Source organism: Desulfitobacterium elongatum, assembly GCF_055378975.1.
This window is the reverse complement of record NZ_AP038772.1, coordinates 1,362,780-1,382,272: the sequence shown is the minus strand read 5'-3', so window position 1 is coordinate 1,382,272 and position 19,493 is coordinate 1,362,780. Positions and strand designations below refer to the sequence as shown.

15 protein-coding genes and 1 pseudogene are annotated in these 19,493 nt (G+C 48.9%); 1 reads left to right on the top strand and 15 read right to left on the bottom strand.

Annotation, left to right across the window (positions count from 1 at the left end; genetic code table 11):
* Positions 1-11: 11 nt before the first annotated feature.
* The 5 genes and pseudogenes from ACZ42W_RS06365 to ACZ42W_RS06345 form a co-directional block, all read right to left on the bottom strand.
* A complete protein-coding gene (locus ACZ42W_RS06365) occupies positions 12-2,633 on the bottom strand; it encodes a molybdopterin-dependent oxidoreductase (RefSeq protein WP_464169283.1) in 2,622 nt (873 codons plus the stop codon).
* 272 nt (positions 2,634-2,905) lie between these two features.
* Positions 2,906-3,463: a 4Fe-4S dicluster domain-containing protein gene (locus tag ACZ42W_RS06360; RefSeq protein ID WP_464169281.1), complete on the bottom strand. Its 558-nt coding sequence runs from the start codon at positions 3,461-3,463 to the stop codon at positions 2,906-2,908.
* Complete coding sequence (locus ACZ42W_RS06355) at positions 3,456-5,465, bottom strand: molybdopterin-dependent oxidoreductase (RefSeq protein ID WP_464169279.1); 2,010 nt, start codon at positions 5,463-5,465, stop codon at positions 3,456-3,458. Before ACZ42W_RS06355 ends, ACZ42W_RS06360 begins: the two co-directional genes overlap by 8 nt.
* Before the next feature lie 45 nt (positions 5,466-5,510).
* Entirely contained in the window at positions 5,511-6,746 is a 1,236-nt protein-coding gene (locus ACZ42W_RS06350) for a PucR family transcriptional regulator (protein WP_464169278.1), read from the bottom strand.
* A gap of 283 nt (positions 6,747-7,029) precedes the next feature.
* Positions 7,030-8,320 (bottom strand): annotated as a pseudogene (locus ACZ42W_RS06345) (IS3 family transposase).
* A gap of 386 nt (positions 8,321-8,706) precedes the next feature.
* On the opposite strand from ACZ42W_RS06345, the gene istB reads away from it, so the two are divergent.
* Positions 8,707-9,459 (top strand): IS21-like element helper ATPase IstB, encoded by a 753-nt coding sequence (istB, locus tag ACZ42W_RS06340; protein ID WP_464169276.1) that lies wholly within the window; start codon positions 8,707-8,709, stop codon positions 9,457-9,459.
* Here istB and ACZ42W_RS06335 read toward each other — a convergent pair.
* From ACZ42W_RS06335 to ACZ42W_RS06290, 10 genes are all read right to left on the bottom strand, one after another.
* Positions 9,401-9,943, bottom strand: a complete 543-nt coding sequence (locus ACZ42W_RS06335) for a hypothetical protein (RefSeq protein ID WP_464169274.1) — start codon at positions 9,941-9,943, stop codon at positions 9,401-9,403. The genes istB and ACZ42W_RS06335 overlap by 59 nt on opposite strands.
* 68 nt (positions 9,944-10,011) lie before the next feature.
* A complete protein-coding gene (locus ACZ42W_RS06330; protein WP_464169272.1) occupies positions 10,012-11,940 on the bottom strand; it encodes an oxidoreductase in 1,929 nt (642 codons plus the stop codon).
* A gap of 60 nt (positions 11,941-12,000) precedes the next feature.
* A complete protein-coding gene (locus tag ACZ42W_RS06325; RefSeq protein WP_464169270.1) occupies positions 12,001-12,528 on the bottom strand; it encodes a hypothetical protein in 528 nt (175 codons plus the stop codon).
* A gap of 295 nt (positions 12,529-12,823) precedes the next feature.
* Positions 12,824-13,657: an SDR family NAD(P)-dependent oxidoreductase gene (locus ACZ42W_RS06320; protein ID WP_464169268.1), complete on the bottom strand. Its 834-nt coding sequence runs from the start codon at positions 13,655-13,657 to the stop codon at positions 12,824-12,826.
* Between the two features lie 81 nt (positions 13,658-13,738).
* Positions 13,739-14,038, bottom strand: a complete 300-nt coding sequence (locus tag ACZ42W_RS06315) for a ferredoxin family protein (RefSeq protein WP_464169266.1) — start codon at positions 14,036-14,038, stop codon at positions 13,739-13,741.
* Complete coding sequence (locus ACZ42W_RS06310) at positions 14,035-15,336, bottom strand: FAD-dependent oxidoreductase (protein ID WP_464169265.1); 1,302 nt, start codon at positions 15,334-15,336, stop codon at positions 14,035-14,037. The genes ACZ42W_RS06315 and ACZ42W_RS06310 overlap by 4 nt, the downstream gene beginning before the upstream one ends.
* 2 nt (positions 15,337-15,338) lie before the next feature.
* On the bottom strand, positions 15,339-16,826 hold the full coding sequence (locus ACZ42W_RS06305; RefSeq protein WP_464169264.1) for an FAD-dependent oxidoreductase: 1,488 nt from the start codon (positions 16,824-16,826) through the stop codon (positions 15,339-15,341).
* An 80-nt stretch (positions 16,827-16,906) separates the two neighbouring features.
* Positions 16,907-17,860 carry an electron transfer flavoprotein subunit alpha/FixB family protein gene (locus ACZ42W_RS06300; protein WP_464169262.1) on the bottom strand — a complete coding sequence of 318 codons (954 nt, stop codon included), beginning with the start codon at positions 17,858-17,860 and terminating at the stop codon, positions 16,907-16,909.
* The gene (locus tag ACZ42W_RS06295; RefSeq protein WP_464169260.1) at positions 17,857-18,591 is read right to left on the bottom strand and encodes an electron transfer flavoprotein subunit beta/FixA family protein; all 735 of its coding nucleotides are present in this window, start codon (positions 18,589-18,591) and stop codon (positions 17,857-17,859) included. The genes ACZ42W_RS06300 and ACZ42W_RS06295 overlap by 4 nt, the downstream gene beginning before the upstream one ends.
* 34 nt (positions 18,592-18,625) lie before the next feature.
* Positions 18,626-19,075, bottom strand: coding sequence for a VOC family protein (locus tag ACZ42W_RS06290; RefSeq protein WP_464169258.1), 450 nt, complete (start codon positions 19,073-19,075; stop codon positions 18,626-18,628).
* Positions 19,076-19,493 lie beyond the last annotated feature (418 nt).

Here is a 19,493-nt window from a genome sequence, read left to right as displayed (position 1 = left end):
CTCACTCCTTCCTAAACTAAGACTCGTCTCGGTTTTTCCACATCCGGAACCAGCGGCTGGCCCGACCACTTTTCCATCTTAACCAGAATGGAATTGTAGGCACTGACGCCTGCTCCGGTGGGGGGTGTACCGCAAAGAATATTCTCATTGCCGCCTTGATCCACGCCGGTTTTTTTATCCAAATCCATCCAGCCCCCATGAGCGATGGACATCACACCAGGCATCATTCGTTCGGAAACATTGGCCCGGCGCAAGACTTTGCCGTATTTGCTCTGGACAAGCACCGTATCCCCATCTTTAATGCCATTAGCCGCTGCGTCGACCGCACTCATATAGACCGGAGCCGCAAATGCCTCCTGCAGCCAGGTATTGCTGCTAAAAACAGTATGCAAACGGCCCATATGATGAATCGAATAAATCTGATAAGGGTATTCACCTTTTACTTTCTGCTCCCAATTGCTGAAGCTCTCTTCATAGCCTTCAGGCCCGGGTACATAAACCGGCAGCGGATCTTTTTCCGTGTATCCGCATTCCGTGACCAAGGCGGAATAGGTCTTGGAGAAGATTTCCAATTTTCCGCTTGCAGTGGGCCGTGGATTGGCTACCGGGTCTTTAACAAAAGCTTCATAGGCGATATAGGGGTATTTTTTCGCTTCAAACTGGTAGATGCCTTTTTCTAAGAATTCCTCAAGGCCGATTTTACCCTGCTGTGGTTTGCCCTTGACCTTTCGTTTATCGATATCGGTCTGGGTAATTGTCACCAAGGGCACTGCCTTGCCATCCGGTTCCGTTGCCATGGTATTTTTCAGCATGTTGAAATAATACTGTTCTTCACTTTCGGGGAAAAGTTCATTAGGATCCAAGCCCAGCTTTTTCATCAGCTCGATGCCGATCCATTGGCGCGATTTGGCTTCATAAAGGGGTTCAACCGCACGGCTGCAAGCGATGACCGCATCCCGGGTGCCCATGCCGCTAATAAATCCCACATCTTCCCAGGCCGATGTCCGGGGGAGAATCACATCGCTGTACAAGGCATAGCCGGAAGGATATTGGGCGCAGGAAACCACGAAATCTACTTTACGGTAAGCTTCAATACCTTTGGCCGCATGAGGCGTTGTTTCCAACGCATTGTTCTCCGGGTTAAATATTACGCGGATATCGAAGTCCTGCGTCTTGGCCGCGCCGGAGCCAAGAATCCAGGTTGGGTTATCAACCGCCTTAGCCTTGCCGGTGAGAATAGCGTCCCATTGCTCATCGGCATGAATTTTGGTCGTGATCGGGGCAGGAAGCCCACCCATGCCATATGTGGGTCTTTCCGTCGGGCCAACAGCGTAAAGGAAAGGCCCGCAATTCACATTTTGCCTGTGACAGGCTGCGCCGCAGCTATGACCGGATTTGCCGAAATGGCCGGTCATCGCTCCCACCGTCATAAAAACCTGAGGCAAGGCATCGGCATCGGAGGTCCTGCCATTAGCCCAGCCGGACAACAGGGATACTTTTTTGTCTTTTCTGATCTCATAGGCCAGCTGTCGGATCTTCTGAGGCGCCAAACCGCAGATTTCCGAAGCCCATTGAGGATCCTTGGGCTGACCGTCATAGGTGCCGAGGACATAATCTTTGAAATTATTTTTAGGATCTTCGCCGGCCGGCATGGACTCACTGTCAAAGCCGATCGTACATTTTTTCAAGAACTCCCAGTCAATAAGCGGATTCGTCAGCGGGTCGTCTTCCGTAAGCAAAACATAAGCCAAGGCCAGGAGCAGCGTGGTATCGGTACCGATGCGGATCGGCATCCACTCCGCATTCAGGGCGGCGGCAGAATCGTTATAAAACGGGTCGATACTAATGAATTTCGCGCCGGCCTCCTTAGCCTGCAGGTAATAGTAGAAGCTGTTGCCCGGAGACGACCAGGCAGGGTTGAGTCCGAACATCACTACTGTTTCACTGTTTTTTAAATCAAAACGGTCGTTTACATAAGTGAAATACCATTCCATGCCAATGCTTCCCTGATGGGCCAGACCCCAAGCGCCGAACGATGTCGCCGTCCAGAATGAGACATATCCTCCAAAATGATTCAGCACATCATAGAGTGTAGCATCCAGATTCATCCCGGGTGTGAGTATGGAACGGTTGCCATATTTGCTTTTGGCATTTTTCAGCTCGGTGGCCACGATGGTTAACGCTTCATCCCAAGAGATGCGCTCCCATTCATCGACGCCCCGCAATTCTTTCTTGCCGCCGCCGGTTTCATAATTCTTCCGTTTCATGGGGTATTTTATTCTGTCCGCGCCAAATACCACATTGCGTTGCGACCGGCCGCGCAGGCAGCCTCTTTGCTGCGGATAGTCCGGACTGTCGGGGTGGGTGTCATCCGTTTTCTGTCTTACCACCACGCCGTCCACCACTAAGGCCTTATTCAAACAGCGGCCGCCGCAGTCAAAATCACAACCGACCGTAACCCATTTTCCTTCATCGGCACCGCCAACCGCTTGAACATCATAATCAGACCCGGCAGAAACAAGCAAAGTACCGCAGCCGGTAAGCGCCAAGCCGGTGGTTGCCGCCGCGCTAGTCAGCAAAAAAGCTCTCCGGCTCAGGTTTTTCTCTGAGATTTTTTTCACAATATTTGTCATAAACTTTCCTCCCTCTCGTCGTTTCGATTTTTAGTCGAGGAAAAGACACTAATGAAAACTGTTAATAAGAACTGGACTAAAAATGAGAGTCGGCGTTACTCAAATCAACACTGCTTGTTCCAAATAACAACAATTTCCTGCAGTGCTCAGGGGCATCCGTTATTCTTGGCACAATTGATTTCAGTATTTGCTTCGCTCTCAATGAATCTAAGCCTATTATATAATTTCACAAAATAAATCAAATGTATTTCGCAGACAAAAAGTGCGCTGAATTATTGTGCACCTGTACGAAAATATCGTTTTGCGGACTTTAGCGGATAAAAAATCAATGCTGGTTCGGTAAGCTTACTATGTGAAAATCCCGGAATCTCCGTAATGGTGCCGGAAAGCTCATCGCAGTTCAGGTCAACAACAGTCAAAGCCCCCGTCGTACACGCTTCAACACAGGCCGGAGGCAGGCCATGATCCTGACGGGGGTAGCACATTTGACAGCGGGTTACTTTACCTGTCTCAGGGTCATATTGGGGAACATGATAGGGACAGGCCTCAAAACAGAGGCGAGCACCATTGCAGCCGTTGCAAAGGGATGTGTTAATTTCGACGATTCCATCTGTTCTTTTAATAAAGGCTCCTTGCGGGCAAACGCGAAAACACTCAGGGCTGTCACAATGATTGCAGGACATGGAGAGATAGGTTTCCGTGCCCAGCAACTTAACCTGGCGCCAGTGGATTTCAGCCGGGGTGTGGTTTTCATTCCGGCAAGCCATTTCACAAGCTCGGCACCCCAGACAAACATTAGGATCAAAAAGGAAGCCTTTTCTTTTAAACATATTTGTTTACTCTCCTGATATTTACTCTGCAATCAAAGAAGGGGATACTTTCGGATTGGCCTGGCCGTTTTTTCTCTTCCCTCTTCAGCAAATCATTGACCGGATGTAAGCCGCTTTGTTCCGTGACTATGATATTTTTTGGCAAATGCCGGTTGATCCTAGCCACACCACGCAAAGCAGCCTGATCATTAAAAACCTCGATGGCCGAACCTTCGCTGAGCTGATACTCTTTTGCTGTGTCTTCTGCTATTTCAATTACCGGCTCATGCTCCGAATTGAGCCAATCCAGAGTTTCATACTGACTATGAAATTGGAGTAACGACTGAGGAGTAAGAAGAAGGTACGGATATTCCGGGCTGGTTTTTTTTTGCGGATATTCTGCTTTAGGGTCTCTGAACCCATTAAATTGAGGCTGATCAAAATGATATTTCCAGGAGGCAGGTATAGCTTCTTTTTTTCGTTTAGCCGGACGGGCCAGCAGCTCAGACGGATGATCCAAGTCATATCGCTCCAAAACCCGGGATGTGAATTCCCCCTCGATCCAATCCCAAGGTTTTTTCTCAATGGGAAAATCTGAAAAACCGGGCTTTAAGGCATTTATTTTTTGGGATAGCTCCTTGGCGATCTGCAGGTCGCTTTTCGCTTCAAAAAAGGCCGGCAAAACCTGCTGATTGATTGACAGCCAACGGTGCCAGAAACTGAGATGAAGATCCTGTTCCTCGAAAAATGAAGCTGCCGGTAAAATCAAATCCGCTTGTTGGGCTGTTCTGGTCAGATATAAATCAACAGCAACAATCAGTTCCAACTGAGAAAACAAAGACTTCCAGGCCGAGATATTGTAATCCTGGGCTAGAGGATTTCCGCAAGATATCCAAAGAAGTTTTAAAGGAGGATCATTAAGCCTCAAGGCCTGATCGGCAAAATCATCATAAGCAATCTTCCGGGAAATCAAATCGCCCGGGTCTTTTTTCTCGGGATAGTTACCCAGAAGTTGAGGGAAATCCTCGCTGTCTCTGTTCAGAAAGTAGAGTCCTCCGCCCTGGGTTCCGTAGTCTCCGGTTAAAGCAGTCAGGGCGCTGACCGCTTTAACGGTTTGTTCGCCAAAGGGATTCCTCTGGCAGCCTAATCCCAACCAATTAACTGCTGGGCGGCAAGTCAGATAGCAATAGGCTAATTCTTCGATTACGTCCAGGGATACCCCTGTCCGCGCAACGACTTCTTGCAAATCCAATTCAAGAATTTCCGCTCGATAATTCTCCCAACCTATAGTTCTCTGCTCCAAAAAATCTTTATTTTGTCCGTCCTGTTCAATAATGATCCTGGCAATGGCCCAAGCCAGCAAGGCGTCCGTTCCCGGTTTGATTTGAAGGTAATAATCTGATCTCTGAGCAGACTTTGTGAAAAGCGGATCGATTACAACAAGACGGGCGCCCTTTTGACGGGCCTCAGTAATAAATTTCACTTGATTAACATTGGTAACCACAGGATTAGCTCCCCAAAGTACGATTAGTCCTGCCTTGGCCATTTCTTCGGGGTCGGGGCTTGGTAACTTACCCACAGTTTGAAGCAGCGCCCGGTCACCGGTGGCCGAGCATAGATCTCCCATTGGTTTGGTGTGTGGGCCTAGACTGGCAAACATGGCTTTTACGGCTTGATGAAGAAAACCGGTATTCCCTTTGCCCCAATAATAGCCGCTTGCTAAATTACTGCCAAAGCGAAGATTCAATTCCAGAATCTTTTCAGCAATCATCGAATAGGCCTCTTCCCAGGAAATCCGCCGCCATTCATTGGAACCGCGCCGGGCTACTTTCATAGGATATTTGAGGCGGTTCTGATCCAGGGAATACTGAACTAAAGCGTATCCCTTGGCACAAAGTCTTCCCTGGGTATAACCATGTTCCGGATCGCCTAAGACCTGAGTGAGTTTATTTTCGTTGATCTGCGCCAGCATGCCGCAAGTACCGTAGCAATGGCGCGGGCAGGCGCTATGATAAGCCGGCATTCCAACCAACCCTTATCGCGTTATTTAACTCAATCATTATTTGAGTTAGGATTTCAGGACGAGCTGATCCATTTTGTGCAGCCTTTTTATTTTCATTGCCGCAACAATATTTAAGCGAACGTCTATTTCGTTCAAGGATTTGCCGAGAATAATTTCTATTTTGTTCAACCGGTAACGCAGTGTATTCCGATGCATAAAGATCGCCTGGGAAGTCTTTTGAATATCAAACTGATTGTCCGCAAATGCTTCCAACGTGTAAATCAGCGAACCCTCAGGATCATCCTGCTTATGCAGGTCTCCAAGCACATGCAGATAATATTCTTTTAAATCCTGAAGATCATGCTTATAAAGAATTCGCTCCAACCCTAAATCTCTGAAGAAGGGAACCGGAATTCTCAAAAGGCTCCCCATAACCAGAGCGACTTTGGCCTCTTGGTAGCTGCGGAACAGGTCGGTTGGCTCTTCATAGGGTTGCCCGGCCCCGCAGGATATTTCATTTTCAAATTGGATATCTTGCAGTTTAGCCCGGACTTTATCCACAAAGGATATAAGCTCTTTTTTTTGATCCGCCGAGGATTTTGTATTTAAAGGAACGACCGTAATCAATTCATTTCTTTTTAAAAGCGTGAGGGGATTTTTATAGTATCTCCCTGAATAGATTGTTTCAACGGTTCTCGATAGAAGATCGATTAAATGCCAACTCCGTGAGATATCATCAACGTTGGCAAGGGAGATCATTAAAACCGCATGAGGCTGATGAAAATCCCAACCCCAAATTTCACTCATGCTGATTATTTCGTCCCTTTGCTTCAGGTTTCCATAAAGGATATCGTACAAAAAAGCATTTTTGGCTTTTGCTTGCTCTTGCTTTACTTCCAAACGGTTTTGAAGGTGGACTGCGTAAAGCGAAGCCGCATAATCCAGAATGTTTCTGTAGGTTTCCGGATGAGGCGGCTCCTGGTCAAAAAGGGTGAAGACATAGCCAATGATTTTGCCGACAGGGGCAACTGCCCGCCCTGCCGCTTCCACCTGAAAAGACTGGCTGGAAATCCGACATAAAAATAACGTATCTTGATTTATTCCCGATTCGCTGGTCATCACCTGAAGACAGTCATCACCGGGGAATGAAAATGACATAGCTATTGGGACATAAGCGGAAGAAGTGACCACAACCTGAAGATTCAATAAGTCAGCAAGTTTTTGGGTGAGGCTGTCTATGCCTTGACTGGAAGCGATAAGCAAATCGTGAAAGTTATTGGGCAAAACAAAATTTTCATCCATGCCACTCACCATCCTTACTTGATAAATTAGGATAGTGAAACCATAGCCATCATGTCATATGACTTCACTGTTAAATTCGTTAAACTTTTCATTTGTCTATATTCATGATGAAATATAGTTGCACTATTGTCAATCATTTTTAAATGACTGACAATCAATGGCAGTTATTGTAACTTTTTATGTTGTTTACCAGAATCAATTTCCTCAAATTAAGAAAAACATCAATATTAGCGGTACCCCCAAATAGTAAAATGTACCCTTTGTCAAGGACAGTTAAAAATAGCTATAGTTGACTTAGAAGATGATCTCTGTATTGTACAGGGGTCATCTTCTTTAAATTCCACTGGTATCTATAGTTATTGTAGTAATCCATATACCTGTCTACCTCCTGAACTAGCTCATGGATCGTGGCACAAGGTTTTGGTTTTATGGAGGCCTCATCTTTGAAATGACCATAGAAGGACTCTTGGGGGGCATTGTCCCAACAGTTACCTCTTCGAGACATGGACTGCTTTAATCTATATTTCTTTGCAATCTTTTGGAAGATTGGGCTTGTGTAGTGAACTCCCTGATCTGAATGGAGGAACGCGTCCTCATGAAGCATGGTACCTGACTCCTTAAGCTTGTGCAGGGTTTCTGTCGCTAAGGGCATCTCTAAGCTTGTAGAGACATTGTATGCTCGTTTGTTGAGCCATCCTTTATGGTCGACAAATAAGCCTTTTTGTGAGCGCCATAAAAAAGGTAGGTTATGTCGGTTAAAAGTACCTTACCTGGAACTCCCTGTTTGAAATCACGATTCAGGAGATTGGGCACGACGGTATGTTCCTGGGTCGCTTTTATCATCTTCCTATATGGATTTACCTTACGTATAGGACAGAAAATATTGTATTTCTTCATTATCCGCCTAATACGTTTGAGATTGTAGACAATGTTAAACTGCCCTTCGAGGGTCATCTTAATTTGCCTTGACCTTTTTTAACATAAACACGTAGCTTTCAGGATGTTTACCCTGGCCAATTCATCTCTTCCCTTCTTTATCTCTTCGGGTTTTCTCAGCATCCGTTGAGTGGTATCGATAATATCCGGATCGCGAGACTCCTGATATGTTACAAAAATGCGCTACCATATCCTTTAGTTTATGCATATTGATGACTCTCTGGATAAGTATGTATTTTTCCTCTGCTGATAATTTTATTTCCTTTTTCTCCACTTCCTTTCTGCTATTTGGATATTTTTTAGCAGTTCATTCTCTGCCTTTAATAGTTTAATCTGAGCAAGGGTTAGATCCTTTACACGAGGTCTTCCAGAATTTACATTTCTGGTATCCTGTAGTCCCAATATTCCATCTTTCCTATAGGCCACTCTCCACCTGTTTGCGGAGGATTGGACTCGGTCTATCCCTACGATCTCTACATCGAATCCACAAGACTCGAATACCTCACGGGGGAGTTTTCTAATACCTAAAGGTATTACCTATACTGATGAATTTAAGCGCATCTTCATAGAAGGTTTTTGACATATATGTTCTGAGATAGCTTAGCAATTTCTTCTGCGGTAAAAATCTTTTTACTCACTGACTACATCCCTCTTCAACATTTTCAACTTTCTTGATTATAACAAAATACCCCGCAGAGTAGTTTTTATCATTGTCTACTCTACAGGGTACATTTTAGACCACAGTCACCGTTGTTCGTTTGTTTTTAGAAAGTCACAAGGTTGAGCAACAAGGCTACAAGGTTTGTATGGCACTTTTGAAACTGGCCGACAAGTATTGGATTGAGCGACTCGAAACTGCCTGTACCAAAGCGCTATCTTACACAGAACGCCCGAGTTTTAAAAGCATTCAGGTGATACTTAAATCAGGCCGGGATAAGATCCAAGAAGAATCTCCAGTATCTTCTTCCTCCTCCGAGTATGGTCTCACTCGCGGAGCCGACTATTACAGCCGGAGGAATGGAAAATGCTAAACGACACCACTGTTACGAAACTGCATGAAATGAAGCTCAGCGTTATGGCCCAGTCTTTCCGGGAACAGCTTAAAGGCACTGACTTTACGGAACTTTCATTTGAGGAGCGCTTTGGCTTGCTGGTGGATGCCGAATGGACATCCCGTAAAAACAACCGGCTATCCCGGCTGATCAAAAACGCCGGATTCGCTTTCAACGACGCTTGTGTTGAAAATATCGAGTACCATGACGACCGAAAATTGGATAAAGCGCAAATAAGCCGTTTAGCTGCCTGCAACTACATTTTAGAAGCCCATAATATTATTATTCTGGGCGCAACCGGCAGCGGGAAAACCTATCTGTCTAATGCTTTCGGCATGGCTGCGGCTAGAAATTTTTGCACAGTCAAATATGTGAGGGTTCCGGATTTGCTGGGCGAGTTGGCCATAGCGCGAGGTGATGGTACTTATCGCAAGTTTATTAAAACTTACAAGCAAGTGAAACTGCTCATTTTGGATGAATGGCTGCTGTTTCCTTTAAAGGAAAGTGAAGCCCGCGATTTGCTTGAGATCGTAGAGTCTTGGTACAGGAAGGCTTCTACCATATTCTGTTCTCAGTTTGAAGTCGGAGGATGGTACCATAAAATCGGTGAGCCGACGTTGGCAGACGCGATTTCCGATCGCATTGTGCATGATTCCTATAATATTTTTATTGACGGAAAAATTTCCATGCGAAAACGCAAAGGTATTTCAGAAAGTAATTTCTAGAAAGCCTGAAGGCTATTGAGGGCTCCGCCCTCAAACTCCCGGGGTTTATCGCTTTGGTTTCCAAGGAGAGTGATCTTACGTTTGCTTGCCTTCGTCGGCCGGCCTGACCGTGATTTGCGCGGGTGAGGCTCAGGCCCACGCCGCCCAGACAGCACAGCGCATCAAAGATAAAGACTCCCATCAGCCCCCTTGTGAATGAGGCCGCGTTGAAGGCGCCGCCAGCCACCGAGTTGATGTTCAGCTTGGTGATAAAGGAAAAGATCAGCATCGAGAAGGTTGTGCCCGAGACCAGGCCGAGGTTGCGGAACAGCGCGTTAAGGCCGCTGGCGACGCCGAGCTGCGTACGCGGCACGCTGACCATAATGCTGCTGTTGTTGGGCGACTGAAAGACCGAATTTCCACAGCCGAGCAGAAACAGATAGAGGATCAGTGCGGAAAGCGGGGTATTCCGGTTGATGGTTGAATGCAGCAGCTCGTTACTCAAATTTCACTATTTCTACTCTTTCTATAAAAAAAATTTAATTATGGGAGTAAAGTGAATTTTTGAACCTATTATACAAGTCTTCCTGCAATATAGCCTTCATGTACTGCATCTTGGATTTGACGTGCACTTCTGCAATCACCAGCAGTATAAACATCAATGTCTGTTTCTTCTTCAATTTGATTAGCTAATTCTTTTTGCGGAACAAAGCCAGCTGAAATAACAATACTATCAGCATCTAATTCACTTCTATTGCCGAATCTATCAACAAGCACAGCAGTATGGTCTTTGACACTTTCAAGACGTCTACCAGTAATAACTTTGATACCAGCTTTTGCAATTTTTTGGAAGTAGCCAATAGCGCTGATACCTGCATTACCCAAGAATGAATCAAGCATTTCAACGATAGTTACTTCTTTACCTTGTTCAGCTAAGACATCTGCAGTTTCAGCACCAGTGATACCGCCACCAACAATGACTACCTTATGACCAGTCGGAGCATTCTTACCTAGTACATCCATGGCATTAGTCACGATTTTATTATCAATTCCCGGAACATCTAATGTCCTAGTCTTGCCGCCTACCGCAACGATGGCAGCATCATAGTTACCATTTTTGATTGTATCTATAGTTGCTTCTTCCTTAACGACTTTTATATTTAATTTTTCTAATTGAGTCTTATAGTATTGAATTAGTAATCTAATATCCGACTTGTAATCAGGTACTGAAGCTTCAATCATAGCTCCACCTAATTCACGTTTTTCATAGATCGTGACATTATGACCACGCTGGGTCGCTGTAATAGCAGCTTCTATGCCTGCAGGTCCGCCACCAATAACAGCAACATTTTTAGGTGTTTCTGCCGGGATGATAGCCGGAGCTTCATACTTGTATAATGTAGGATTGACTGCACAGTGAGGAACTCTTCCAGGCATTAGCCCTCTATCATGGCACCCGATCAAACAATTGATACATGGTTTAATATCTTCTGATCTTCCTTCTTTAGCCTTTTTAGCCCAGAAAGGATCAGCTAAAACAGGTTTACCTAAACCAATATAATCGATTTTTCCTTCTGCAAGAGCTTTTTCAGCAAATTCAGGAGTTTTGAAACCTCCAGCACACATAACAGGAATATTAACAGCCTTTTTGATCTTGGCAGCGTCTTCAAGATTGATCCCCCAAGGTTGGAAGATAGATGCACAACGAACTGCTTCCGCATGGCTGCCACCGGTGATGTTGATAACGTCTGCTCCAGCAGCTTCACACATTTTAGCTACTTCAACAGTTTCTTCTACTCTAATACCACCCGGTTCATTATCATTACAGCTCAATCTTACTGATACAGGATAATTAGGCCCTGTTTTCTTTTTAATATCTTTGATAATTTCAACCACAAATCTTGCACGATTGCATAATGATCCACCATACATATCCGTACGCGTATTGTTTAATGGCGATAGGAAATTAGATGCTAAAGTTCCACAAGCTGCATGAATATCTACTATATCGAATCCAGCAATTTTACAACGTCTAGCCGCATCACCAAATGCGCTTACCATTTCATGGATTTCTTGAAGCGTCAGTTCTCTAGGAATAGCGGCGCCATGTTGATACCAGGGTTCCCATTGGATTGCTGAAGGTGCTACCAAATCATCTCCGCCTACGAAACCAGCGTCTCTGCCCGGATGAGCAATTTGGCACCCTGCAATGGCCCCATGATATTTGATAGCATCTGCAAGTAGGCTTAAATTGGCAATCATTGAATCTGATGCAATATTTAGACCGCAATGATGTATTTTTACCGGTGCGCAGGCATCCATATATACGATTCCTGCTCCGCCTTCCGCTGCTTCTGCATATGCAGTAATTTGTCGATCAGTTGCTGATCCGTCAGGATTTCCCAAGTCAGTCCCCATGGGCATTCTAACAATTCTGTTTTTGATTTCAAGGTTCCCAATATAGCTTTTTTCGAATAGTTTTGGGTATTTGCTGTGCTTCATTTAGATCTTCCTCCTTTTATAGTAGCCTTTTGAACGAGAGTAAAAATCATTTAAACTTAACTAGCACTTGCTGTTTGATGTGGGTGTGGCTTCAGATACTGATGCCTGGGCGGGATCAAATCCACTGATAACCGAGGACAGCCTCATCACAGGCCCCAAAGTTATGATCACCAAGAGGGCGGCTACCAGGCAGATGCCTGGCGTGAACGTGGCGATGAAACCTAGGACACCAGGTATGCCCTGGGTAACGATATTGTTAATAAAGGACAGGATGCAGCTCAAAAAGAAGCCCATGCATGCGCCCAAAACCGTCGCCGTGATCAGATATGAGCCAACCTTGTTGCGTACTTGAAAGACGCGCACCAGTCCTTGCCCCCAGCCCATGACAGGCACCAGATCTCCCACGCTGTACCCGATTGCGAAGCTCAACACAACCGATTGCAGCAATGTCACAGGCGTGAGTAACGTAACACCGGAAAACTGCGGCATACTCTGCATCGTCAACATCACATAAATGCTCACGCCAATGCCCAACAGCACGTTCATTAAAGCGTTTGTCATCCTCTGAAACGCTGCGGGACCCTTCATGGTATTCCTCCCTTTCATAAATCCATTAGAGTAAAATTATTGTAGGCCAAAAGATAAAAAATTAGAGAAAATTAAAAAACTCTTCCCTTATAGTTGTGAAATATCCTACAAATAATTAGCCAAAGCGATTTTAACCTTAAATGTATCCGCAATACGTCAATATCAAAACATTTAGCGAGATGATCTACCAGTAAGGCTAAACACAAAAGACTCAAATTAGGCTTGATATGGGGACGGCAGATGCCCATGCCTCGACTCATGGAAGCATCTACCGTGAGTTCCCAGAGAATGTCGATTAGAAGTTGGGACCGGGCATGGCTCCGCTGGAGCCGCCGTCAAGAGGCAGGTTGATGGCAGTGATGAAACGGCTTTCATCCGAGGCCAGGAAAAGCAGCCCGTAGGCGACATCCAACGGCGTGAGCGGACGTCCGGTGAGCTGCATCTCGTGAATGATGAAATTGACCATTTCCGGCGGCGCGCCGTCCGCGCCGGGGGTTTCAATGAGACCTGGCGAGAGTGCGTTGACCCGGATACCAAAGGGGGCGCCCTCAGCTGCGAGCTGCTTGGCTAGACCGATAACACCCGCCTTAGCTGCCGCGTGAGCAGCTTGCGGGGTATTACCAATACCGGTCGTGCCGTTGTTGGACGACACGTTGATTACGCTGCCGCCGCCTGCCTTAATCAAGTGTGGCCAAGCCGCGTTGGTAACAGTAAAAACGAGGTCGAGTTCGTTTTGCAGGGACTTCTTCCACTGGGCGAAGGTCATTACGCCAAATGGGGCAAATTCAGGCTTTGAGGCATTGTTGACGACCACGTCGATGCCGCCCATGCGTTCGGCGGCCATGTCGACCCAAGCCTTGGCGGCATCGGGGTCGGACAGGTCAACGTCATAGCCTTCGGCTTTCAGCCCCTGCGCGGCAAGCTTTGCGGCATTAGCTGCCGCCAAGCCCGGAGTGCGGCCGGAGCCAATTACGTAAGCACCATGACGGGCAAACAACTCTTGCGCCGCTACGCCCACGCCTTTTGTGGTACCCGTGAGGAGCACACGCTTGCCTTTGAGTCGCTGGCCAAGCGATTCGGCCGCGCTAACGAGTTCGGGACAGGGAGGAGTTACACGTGTTTTTGTCATAATTTCATTCCTTCTTTCTTTCCTCTTCCAATAATTTCTTTACTTTACTTGAGCTTGCCGCCGAATGTCAGCGGCAGGCAATCAGCCTTCTCTATATACCACCCCGATACCGCCTTGTGGATAAGTCCATGTAAGGACACCCGAAGGCGCTACCTGGAAGCATGTGCCGCATTCCAAACATGCGGCGTACAAGACTCTAATAGAGCCGTCAGCCCCGACGGAATAGACGTGTGCGGGGCAAACCCGTTCAAGCAACGAACCCGCTCCGGTCGATTGCGCCAAAACCTGGTCGACCTCAATATGGGGGTTTCCTTCGTCAGGTTCGAAGCGGTTTAGGGCTAAGCGTTCAGTTATCGGAGGTATCAGATTGGAGTTGGTCATAGCGCTTTCACCCCCTCCATAGCGTCGAGAAGTACACGACCCAAACCGACCGGGGACTCGCGCAACACGCTTCGAGCCGTTTGAGCCAAGTGGCGACGCGGGGAAGTGTCGAGGTTATATACACCATACATGATGTTGGCGAGGATGTCCCCGTAAGCTTTATAGAGCCGTGGGTTCTCAAAGAAGTCTGGTGCCTTAGCATAGGTAAGCATATCCTGACCGCAAAACGATTTCTTCAGCTCATTACTGTAACGGCTCAGAGCAGCTTTAGTGAAATCCCCTGCTTTGAGCGCGGCGTCAATCGCTGTAGCGGCGGCAATCCCCGAACTGGCTGCCAAGTCCATGCCTCGAATTGTGAAACCCGTGTTGAGCGTGAACCCTGCAGCGTCTCCGACGATAACCAAACCGTCGTGGATCAGATCGTGAACCATCGCATTGCCACCCTCAGCGACGAGATGGCAGCCGTACTCTAGAAGTTCTCCTCCGCGCAGCAGCGGCGACACTGCCGGGTGGTTAAGGAAACTATCATGAACATCGGACGAGGTCAAGCCACTTTTTGCTAAGTCATCCAGTCTGAGCACAATACCGATTGAGACCGATTGTAGGTTGGTGTACAAAAAGCCGCCGCCACCTATGCCCTGCGTACAGTCGCCGACGAGAGAGTAAGCGATTCCTTCGTCGCCGGTCAGCCCCCATCGAGCCTCGATTGTTTCTCGAGGCAGACCGATGACGGATTTGACCCCAAGGGCGAGGTGTTTATCAGGCTCTTTAGCTCTCAATCCCGCTTCACGACTGATGAAGGAGTTGATGCCGTCAGCAGCTACGACGACATGGGCTCGCAATTCGTCATCGCCAGCTTTAATCCCAACGACTCGGCCCTCCTCTTTGAGTAGCGCGTCAACTCTGAAACCGGGCATGAGTTCCGCGCCTGCGTCCACGGCTTGCTGGGCAAGCCATGGGTCAAGCTTAGCTCGCAACACCGAGACTGCATTCACCGGCTCAGCCAAGCGTTGATCAAAGTAGTCGACGCCCACCGCGGCACTCGGCGTAAGGAAGCTCAGGCAATTGCGAATGATGCGTCGTTCGACGGGTGCCGCATCCGCGAAACCAGGAAACACGTCTTCCATTACCTGGCAGTAGAACACACCGCCAGAGAGGTTTTTAGCCCCGGGCTCGCTGCCGCGTTCAACCACAAGCACAGAGTGTCCCGCCGCAGCAAGACGGTAGGCAGTGACACAACCGGCCACTCCGGCACCTACGACGATTACATCGAAGTCTACGGCATCGGAAATTGTCATGACTATACGCCCCCCAAGGTACTCACCACGTGACGGGCTGCAATGCGTCCAGAAGTGTGGGCAAAACCATTGGCTGCGCCGGGAACCTCCATGTTATACGAATCACCGTACAGACCGGTTGCGTCCAGACCGACTGCGTACAGACCAGGAATGGGCTGGTAGTCCTTGTCGACGACCTGCATGTCACCGTTAATGCGGATGCCACCGGCCGAGCTCATCATGCCGGGAGCCATGCTGATTGCATAGAAGGGTGCACAACTAAGCGGCCTCAAGTAACGAGCTTGCTTGTAGTACTTGGGATCCTCGCCCGCGTCACAAGCGGCATTGTACTCGACTACAGTTTGTGCCAACACAGTCGGGTCTAGCCCGAGCTGCTCGGCCAGCCCTTCGATGGTATCTGACTTCCACGCGACACCATCAGCAACATCCTGGTCAAGTTCGGTACGCAAGCGGTTCAGCGGACGACCGTACACAACGAATTCGCCGATCGAAATCTCAGAACCGTCTGCGATCAAGCGTTCGATGTCCTTCTCGTCAAGCAGCGCGTATATCAGGCCTTCCGGCTGCTTACCCCAGACGGGGCCAATGTCACCGATGTTCTCGGCGATGCCCTCGTTGATGAACCGCCTGGCGGTCTTGTTCACCCACACACACGGTTGACAGCCCGCTGCACCGATATGAGAGTCCATGGCCTTGTTTCGAGCACCGGCGGCAACCAGACCGCCACTTACGATATTGTTAGGATCGGCTCCGGCCCCCAACGCCATGTTAAGACCGTCGCCCACGTTTTGAGCCGGGGTGAGCACGTTCATGTTGAGTGCGCTAGGCGTAAACCAAGTGTACTTGGCGACCAGTTCGGGATTGTTGCCGATGCCTCCGGTGGCAAGCACGACTGCCTTGGCCCCCACCCGCAGCTGCTCACCGCTGGATGTGTCATGGGCAACTACCCCCACCACCGCGCCATCATCCATAATTAGTTCTTTGACCGGCGTCGACGTGAAGATATCCACACCTGCCTTCTGGACAGCAGCGAGTAGTATCTCCTGGACTTGTGCTCCCAGCCCTTCTGGAAGGTGGAAACACCACAACTCGTTTGGATCATCGTAGGCGGCAATTGTTACATTTTTATAGACGACCCCAAGCGACTTGAGAATATCAATCGTTTCAGCGGAGCTATCTACAAACGCACGGACGACGTCGACGTTGGCACGGTAGTGGCTGTACGAGTTGAATTTTGCATACCCCTCGACCTTTGTGGGAAAGTGATACTTGGGATTCGAGGGCACACCACGGGCTTTTTGTTCGCTGGACTCGAAGGCGCAAGTGCCCTCGGCATAAATTGAGGTGCCACCGGTCTCGGGCATCTTCTCAAAAATAACGACTCGCAAGCCCGCTTGAGCGGCAGTGAGTGCGGCCGATTTCCCGGAGGCACCGCTGCCAACAACGATTAAATCGTACTCTGTGTCGAAAGTTTGCATTTTGTCTGTCATTTCTTTCACCTCTCGCTCATTTCTTCAGCTTTTCTGTCATGTCTCTTTCCAGGTCTGAGATAGGTTATTCACAATCTTTCTTAGCTATCCGACAGCGCGGCTGTCAGGACGGGTACGACGGCGTTTAGATTGCCGACGATACCGTAGGTACACTTACCGAAGATGGGCGCCTCGGGGTCGTTGTTAATGGCAATAATCGTTTTGACCCCACGCACGCCCATCATGTGCTGGGGTTGTCCTGAAATGCCGACTGCCAAGTATAAACGGGGCGAGATCCGCTGGGTCGAGGATCCGACCACACGGGAATGCTCAAACCACCGATAGTCGTCACACAGGGGTAGAGTGCAGGCCAACTTGGCGCGTAACGCGACAGCCAGTTCTTCGACAAGGGCAATGTTATCCTTGTCGCAAATGCCAAGTCCGACACCTACCACTCGGTCTGCGCTCGCCAGCTCTGCGCCGCCACCCGTGTCTACATGAGTCGCCACTATCCTGAGGCTGTCCCCAGGTTCCACATTCGCGGCGGCGGATATTTCGACTGCAACAGGTGAACGCTCCGCTTCATCCCCACCCTCGATAATCAGTCCAGCGACGAAGCCATCAGTGTCGAGTACCTCGACCGCGCGTCCTTCGGCCACTGACCGCTTTACTACCACCCGATTTTCCTCTAGTGTGACCGCCATGACCGATGAAGTGATGGCTGTGCCCAGTCGCGCCGCAATTGCCCCGACGAGTACCCTAGCCGCAGGCGCATTCGCCGCTAAAACAACGCGCGGCTTGGCTTCAGCGGCAGTTTCTGCGACTACGGTGGCCCACGCCTCAGCAGGAGTCACATCATTGGTCGTGTACCACACTAAGGCATCGACCCCCGAGATCGCCACTGCCTCCGCACGCTCCCGGGAGCCCACGACTACTGCCGTGACCCGTCCACCCAAGCTCCGAGCCATCGCCGATAATGAACCGGCTGGCACATCGTCTGCGATGATGATCCAACTATCATTGCTCATATCATTACACCTTTTTGTTGTCATCATAGCGCCCCCTCGGCTTGCAACGCCTGCAGCAGTTGACTCACAGCATGGTCGGGATCCGAGCCATCGAACAGCCGCGAAGGCGCGGTTTCAGGCAAATGCGTCCCGCGCGATGTGAGAGAGGTCAAGCCTTCGTCAACCAACTCGGCGACTGTCACGGTCGTGACTGGCTTCTTCCGCGCGTTCAACACTGCGCGCATACCCGGCTTGTTCTCTTCTTCGCGCCGCGCAACTACTCCGAGGACCACTGGTCCACGAACGATGACGTCTTGGGTGCCTGTACCGAAACGGCGGGTCACGCACAGGCCATCGTCTTTGATCTCAACCGAGTCGACAGCCATTAATGCCGTCCAGCCCAATAGACCGGCGAGCATTACCGGAACCAACGGTTCCCAGGCTGAGTCGCCAATTGCAACGACGTCGACAATCCCTAGCGAGCGCACAGTAGCCGCCAGTGCCTGCGCTATGGTAAATGCGTCCGCTGTGACAGGAAGGCCGTCGATGGCGACAGTATGCTGCGCACCACGGGCAGCCGCGAATGCGACATCGCCGCCAGCCAAGGTCAGACCGACCACTTCGCCATCCGGGCCTGCGGCTTTGCTGGCCACCTGAGCGGCAAGATAATCGTCATCGCCCACCCAGGGGGAGGCCGCACTCCAATCGACTGTGCCGTCAGCGCTTACTCGCGCGTCCAGTGGATTGACCGCCCACTTAAAAACTATCACTGACTTCATTAGTGTCTCCCTTCCCTAATTAAATGATGGTCTCCTATACTTCTACGCCCAAATCACGGGCAACCTCGAGTGCCATACCGTTGGCCTCGGGGTACTCGTTGATTGCTATCTCAATACCGTGTGTAGCCTCCTGGGCCATGAAGAGAATTTCCTTCATGCCACCATGGTTAATCCTCACGTCCGGTTTCAGTCCGAGTTTAGCAAAATGGCGCTCGGCCTCCTCAATATCGTCCACTCTAAAGGCGATACCGGTGATACCTTCGCCCTTGCGTTCCAAGAGCTGTGTCGCACCAATCGCGTCATCTTGGCGTGTCGGTGACACCAGCTCAAGTCCCCCGCGTCGGGGCAACGCAACGGCAAGACCCGGCCCGGGGTCGTCAAACGGCCCGTAGAACTCTAAGCCCAGCAGCTCTTCCAGGTCTTTCTTGGCCTTATTGACATCCCGCACCACCACTGCGACCCGATCCAATTTAGCTCTTAACATTTACACCACTCCTTTTCATACTTAACCGCCAGCTATGTCAGACCAGCCGCAAGTTCATCTGTGCACAATGTTACCAGATGGAGGCACTGGCGAATAGCGTCTTTGGGATCTTTTAAAATACCCTTTGGGATGCTCTTTAGGATACTTTTCGGGATACTTTGGGATGTTTTTTAGTTGATTTGAGGTAACCTAGTGTTTACCCGCATTAGTCCGCGATAAAACGAAAAAACCGCGTTTCTACGCGGTTTCACACACTCTAATAATATCTTTTACTTTTTCAGCGAGCTACTTGTTTCAATAATATCATCCTAGGCAATGAAATCATAAAGGGTGTAACGGAAGTGCGTGCTTGGCCGCCTTCCGCAAAAGTTTATACCTATATATACTTCAATGCCGCGCTGGCTACCAGAAGCACAGT

What these genes read in the sequence shown, in the direction of transcription:
- ACZ42W_RS06365 (WP_464169283.1), bottom strand. Translation starts at nt 2,633, where the DNA reads ATGACAAATATTGTGAAAAAAATCTCAGAGAAAAACCTGAGCCGGAGA.
- ACZ42W_RS06360 (WP_464169281.1), bottom strand. Translation starts at nt 3,463, where the DNA reads ATGTTTAAAAGAAAAGGCTTCCTTTTTGATCCTAATGTTTGTCTGGGG.
- ACZ42W_RS06355 (WP_464169279.1), bottom strand. Translation starts at nt 5,465, where the DNA reads ATGCCGGCTTATCATAGCGCCTGCCCGCGCCATTGCTACGGTACTTGC.
- ACZ42W_RS06350 (WP_464169278.1), bottom strand. Translation starts at nt 6,746, where the DNA reads ATGGATGAAAATTTTGTTTTGCCCAATAACTTTCACGATTTGCTTATC.
- istB (WP_464169276.1), top strand. Translation starts at nt 8,707, where the DNA reads ATGCTAAACGACACCACTGTTACGAAACTGCATGAAATGAAGCTCAGC.
- ACZ42W_RS06330 (WP_464169272.1), bottom strand. Translation starts at nt 11,940, where the DNA reads ATGAAGCACAGCAAATACCCAAAACTATTCGAAAAAAGCTATATTGGG.
- ACZ42W_RS06325 (WP_464169270.1), bottom strand. Translation starts at nt 12,528, where the DNA reads ATGAAGGGTCCCGCAGCGTTTCAGAGGATGACAAACGCTTTAATGAAC.
- ACZ42W_RS06320 (WP_464169268.1), bottom strand. Translation starts at nt 13,657, where the DNA reads ATGACAAAAACACGTGTAACTCCTCCCTGTCCCGAACTCGTTAGCGCG.
- ACZ42W_RS06315 (WP_464169266.1), bottom strand. Translation starts at nt 14,038, where the DNA reads ATGACCAACTCCAATCTGATACCTCCGATAACTGAACGCTTAGCCCTA.
- ACZ42W_RS06310 (WP_464169265.1), bottom strand. Translation starts at nt 15,336, where the DNA reads ATGACAATTTCCGATGCCGTAGACTTCGATGTAATCGTCGTAGGTGCC.
- ACZ42W_RS06305 (WP_464169264.1), bottom strand. Translation starts at nt 16,826, where the DNA reads ATGACAGACAAAATGCAAACTTTCGACACAGAGTACGATTTAATCGTT.
- ACZ42W_RS06300 (WP_464169262.1), bottom strand. Translation starts at nt 17,860, where the DNA reads ATGATGACAACAAAAAGGTGTAATGATATGAGCAATGATAGTTGGATC.
- ACZ42W_RS06295 (WP_464169260.1), bottom strand. Translation starts at nt 18,591, where the DNA reads ATGAAGTCAGTGATAGTTTTTAAGTGGGCGGTCAATCCACTGGACGCG.
- ACZ42W_RS06290 (WP_464169258.1), bottom strand. Translation starts at nt 19,075, where the DNA reads ATGTTAAGAGCTAAATTGGATCGGGTCGCAGTGGTGGTGCGGGATGTC.